Origin of the sequence: Streptomyces sp. E2N166, from assembly GCF_003671715.1 — a bacterium.
GTDB lineage: Bacteria > Actinomycetota > Actinomycetes > Streptomycetales > Streptomycetaceae > Streptomyces > Streptomyces thinghirensis.
Genome location: NZ_RAIF01000006.1, coordinates 841,914 through 845,374 on the forward strand (window position 1 = coordinate 841,914; position 3,461 = coordinate 845,374).

The following is a 3,461-nucleotide window of genomic DNA, read 5'->3' on the forward strand; positions in this document are numbered from 1 at the left end:
GGGTGCGGCCGGTGGCCTGGACGGTGGTCGCCGTCGCGCCGTCGTAGTCGAAGCCGTCCGGCAGGCGGAACGCCGACTGCGGAACCGGCTCCTTGCCGCCGCCGGGCTCGGTCCAGCGCAGGTGGAGGTTGGACCCTCCGTAGTGCTCGAAGTACTCGAGCTTGACGTCGTAGGCCTGCCCCGCCGTCAGCTCGATGGGCCGGGAGGTCTGTTCGCGGTCCCAGTCGTCGACCCAGTGGTCGATGGCCGGTTCTCCGCCGATCCAGAGGCGGAAGCCGTTGTCGGCGGTGATCGAGAAGGTGTGGGCGCCGGTCTTCTCCGGCACCAGCTTGCCGGTCCAGCGGACGCTGACGTCGTCCGACTGGCCGGTGGCGAAGTTCAGCCGCGGCTCCAGGGTGTCGAAGTCGAGCTGCGGATCGAAGCCGGTGGCCTTGAGTTCGTGGAAGTCGAAGGCGCCGGGGGCGGACTGGGTGTAGTACTCGCCCTTCAGGCCGTGGATCTCCGCGGCCTCCTCGGCGGCCGCGCTCGCGTTCGGCACGGCGGCGAGTCCGGCGACGCCGAGTGCGGCGGCGAGCAGTAATGCCAGTCGGTCTCTGAGTCGTTTGGTGCGCACTGACCCTCTCCTCGAGAACGGGTGGAAACGGGTGGTGGCCGATGGCTCAGGACATCGATGTCATACAACGATGTACAGCAGCGCTGCAGAGGCATGACAGCACGGATTCCGCTTGGCGTCCAGGGACATGACAACGGCCCCGGGCGCACCGCGCGACCCGGGGCCGTCACCCGTCCGTCACGGCACCCGCTGCCCCTTGCCCAGCGCGATCACGCCGCTCTTGGAGACGCTGTACAGCTCGGCGTCCCGCTCCGGGTTGACGCCGATCGTCGCGCCCGGCGGCACGTCCACGTTCTTGTCCAGCACCGCCCCGCGCACGACCGCGCCCCGGCCGATGTGCACGTTGTCGTGCAGCACCGAGCCCTGCACCACGGCTCCCGGATCGACCACCACGCCCGGCGAGAGCACGGACCGGGTGACCTGCCCGCGGATCAGGCAGCCCGCGCTGATGATCGACTCGCTGGCGATGCCGCCGGCGTTGAAGCGGGCGGGCGAGAGCTGGGTGGAGTGGGTGTAGATCGGCCAGTCCCGGTTGTAGAGGTTGAAGGCGGGCCGCTCGGCGATCAAGTCCATGTGGGCGTCGTAGTAGGCGTCGAGCGTGCCGACGTCCCGCCAGTAGCCCTGGTCCCGGGTGGTCTCCCCCGGCACGTGGTTGGCGCTGAAGTCGTACAGCGCGGCCTCGCCCCGGTCGGTGAGCCGGGGAAGAATCGAGCCGCCCATGTCGTGCACCGAGTTCTCGTCCTCGGCGTCCCGGTGCAGGGCCTCGATGAGGGCCTTGGTGGTGAAGACGTAGTTGCCCATCGAGGCGAAGACGCACTCGGGGTCGTCGGCCAGCCCCGGCGGGTCGGCGGGCTTCTCCAGGAAGCCGGTGACGGTCTGGCCGTCGGAGCCCGGGGTGATCACCCCGAAGGACGGCGACTCGGCGCGCGGGACCCGTATCCCCGCCACGGTCACGCCCGCGCCGGACTCGATGTGCTGGGTGAGCATCTGGCGCGGGTCCATCCGGTACACGTGGTCGGCGCCGAAGACCGCGACGTACTCGGGCCGTTCGTCGTGCACGAGGTTCAGGGACTGGAGGATCGCGTCGGCGCTGCCCAGGTACCAGCGCGGGCCCAGGCGCTGCTGGGCGGGGACGGGGGTGACGTAGTTGCCGAGCAGGCTGGACATCCGCCAGGTGGTGGTGATGTGGCGGTCCAGGGAGTGCGACTTGTACTGCGTGAGCACGCAGATCCGCAGGATGTCGCCGTTGACCAGGTTGGACAGCACGAAGTCGACCAGCCGGTACGTACCGCCGAAGGTGACCGCGGGTTTGGCTCGGTCCGCGGTCAGGGGCATCAGACGTTTGCCCTCTCCGCCCGCCAGCACGATCCCGAGCACCGAAGGACCTCCACGACGCATGGCCGCTCCCCTCACCCTCGTTCACCCTCGGCTGCCCCGTGGCGGGGCGGCCTATGCCTGCTTGACGGGTTCCTCGTACTGCGCCTGCTCGAGGATCTCCCCGTAGAGCCGGACGGTTCGGCGGGCGATCGCGTCCCAGCCGAACTCGTCCACCGCGCGTTTGCGGCCCGCCTCGCCCATCCGCCGGGCGGTCTCCGGATCGCCGAGGACGGAGTCCAGTGCCCGGGCGAGTCCCGCCTCGAACTCGTCGTCCCGGCTGCCGTTCCCGTCGTCCTTGCGGACGAGTACGCCGGTCGCGCCGTCCGCCACGACCTCGGGGATGCCGCCGACCCGGGAGGCGACCACGGGCGTACCGCAGGCCATCGCCTCCAGGTTGACGATGCCGAGGGGCTCGTACACCGAGGGGCAGACGAAGACCGCGGCGTGGGTCAGCAACTGGATCACTTCCGGGCGCGGCAGCATGCGCGGGATCCAGTGCACGCCCTCGCGGGCGCGGCTCAGCCCGGCGAAGAGGTCGCGGAACTCCTGGTCGATCTCGGGAGTGTCCGGGGCGCCGGCGCACAGCACGACCTGCGCGGCGGGGTCGATGTCCCGTACGGCGCGCAGCAGGTGGGGCACGCCCTTCTGGCGGGTGATGCGACCGACGAACAGCACGTACGGACGGGAGCGGTCCAGGCCGATCCGGTCCAGCGCGTCGGTGCCGGGGTCGGGCCGGTAGAGGGTGGTGTCGATGCCGTTGTGCACGACGTGGACCCTGGAGGGGTCCAGCGCCGGGTAGCAGCCGAGGATGTCCTCGCGCATGGCGGCGGACACGGCGATCACCGCGTCGGCGCTCTCGACCGCGGTGCGCTCGGCCCAGCCGGACAGGGCGTAACCGCCACCGAGTTGCTCGGCCTTCCAGGGACGCAGGGGCTCCAGGGAGTGGGCGGTCACCACGTGCGGGATGCCGTGCAGCAGCTTGGCGAGGTGGCCGCCGAGGCCCGCGTACCAGGTGTGGGAGTGGACCAGTTCGCGGCCTTCGAGGGCGGCGGCCATGGCGAGGTCCACGGAGAAGGTGCGCAGCGCGTCGTTGGCGCCGTCGAGCGCGGGCCAGGGCCGGTGGCGCAGCACGCCGTCGGTGCGGCCCTCGCCCCAGCAGTGCACGTCCAGGTCGACGAGGCGGGCGAGTTCCCGGGCGAGGAACTCGACGTGGACGCCCGCGCCGCCGTACACGTCCGGCGGGTACTCCCGGGTCAGCAGTCCCACACGCACCCGGAACCTCCCGTTGCTCGGCGGCTGGTCCCCTCATGGTCACCCAGACGGGGCGCCTGGGGAAGAGCGCCGGAACTGCGGGGATCGAGGAGGGTGGGAGAAGCAGCAGTCGCCGCAGACACCCGCGCCGGGCACCCGGTAGTACAGACAGCAACTGCGCCGACGGAAGCCGTCACCGGTGAGGGTGCCGGTCCCGGTC

At 71.1% G+C, this 3,461-nt stretch carries 4 protein-coding genes; all 4 read right to left on the reverse strand.

Features of this window, described 5'->3' with window-relative positions; genetic code table 11:
* Positions 1 to 613 (reverse strand): PA14 domain-containing protein (locus EBH09_RS04325; protein WP_238697179.1); only part of this gene is annotated, 613 nt, incomplete at its 3' end.
* Between the two features lie 177 nt (positions 614 to 790).
* Positions 791 to 2,011, reverse strand: a complete 1,221-nt coding sequence (glgC, locus tag EBH09_RS04330) for a glucose-1-phosphate adenylyltransferase (RefSeq protein ID WP_121745648.1) — start codon at positions 2,009 to 2,011, stop codon at positions 791 to 793.
* 51 nt (positions 2,012 to 2,062) lie between these two features.
* Entirely contained in the window at positions 2,063 to 3,262 is a 1,200-nt protein-coding gene (gene glgA / locus EBH09_RS04335; protein ID WP_121745649.1) for a glycogen synthase, read from the reverse strand.
* A 39-nt stretch (positions 3,263 to 3,301) separates the two neighbouring features.
* Positions 3,302 to 3,461 (reverse strand): (2Fe-2S)-binding protein (locus EBH09_RS04340; RefSeq protein WP_193776101.1); only part of this gene is annotated, 160 nt, incomplete at its 5' end.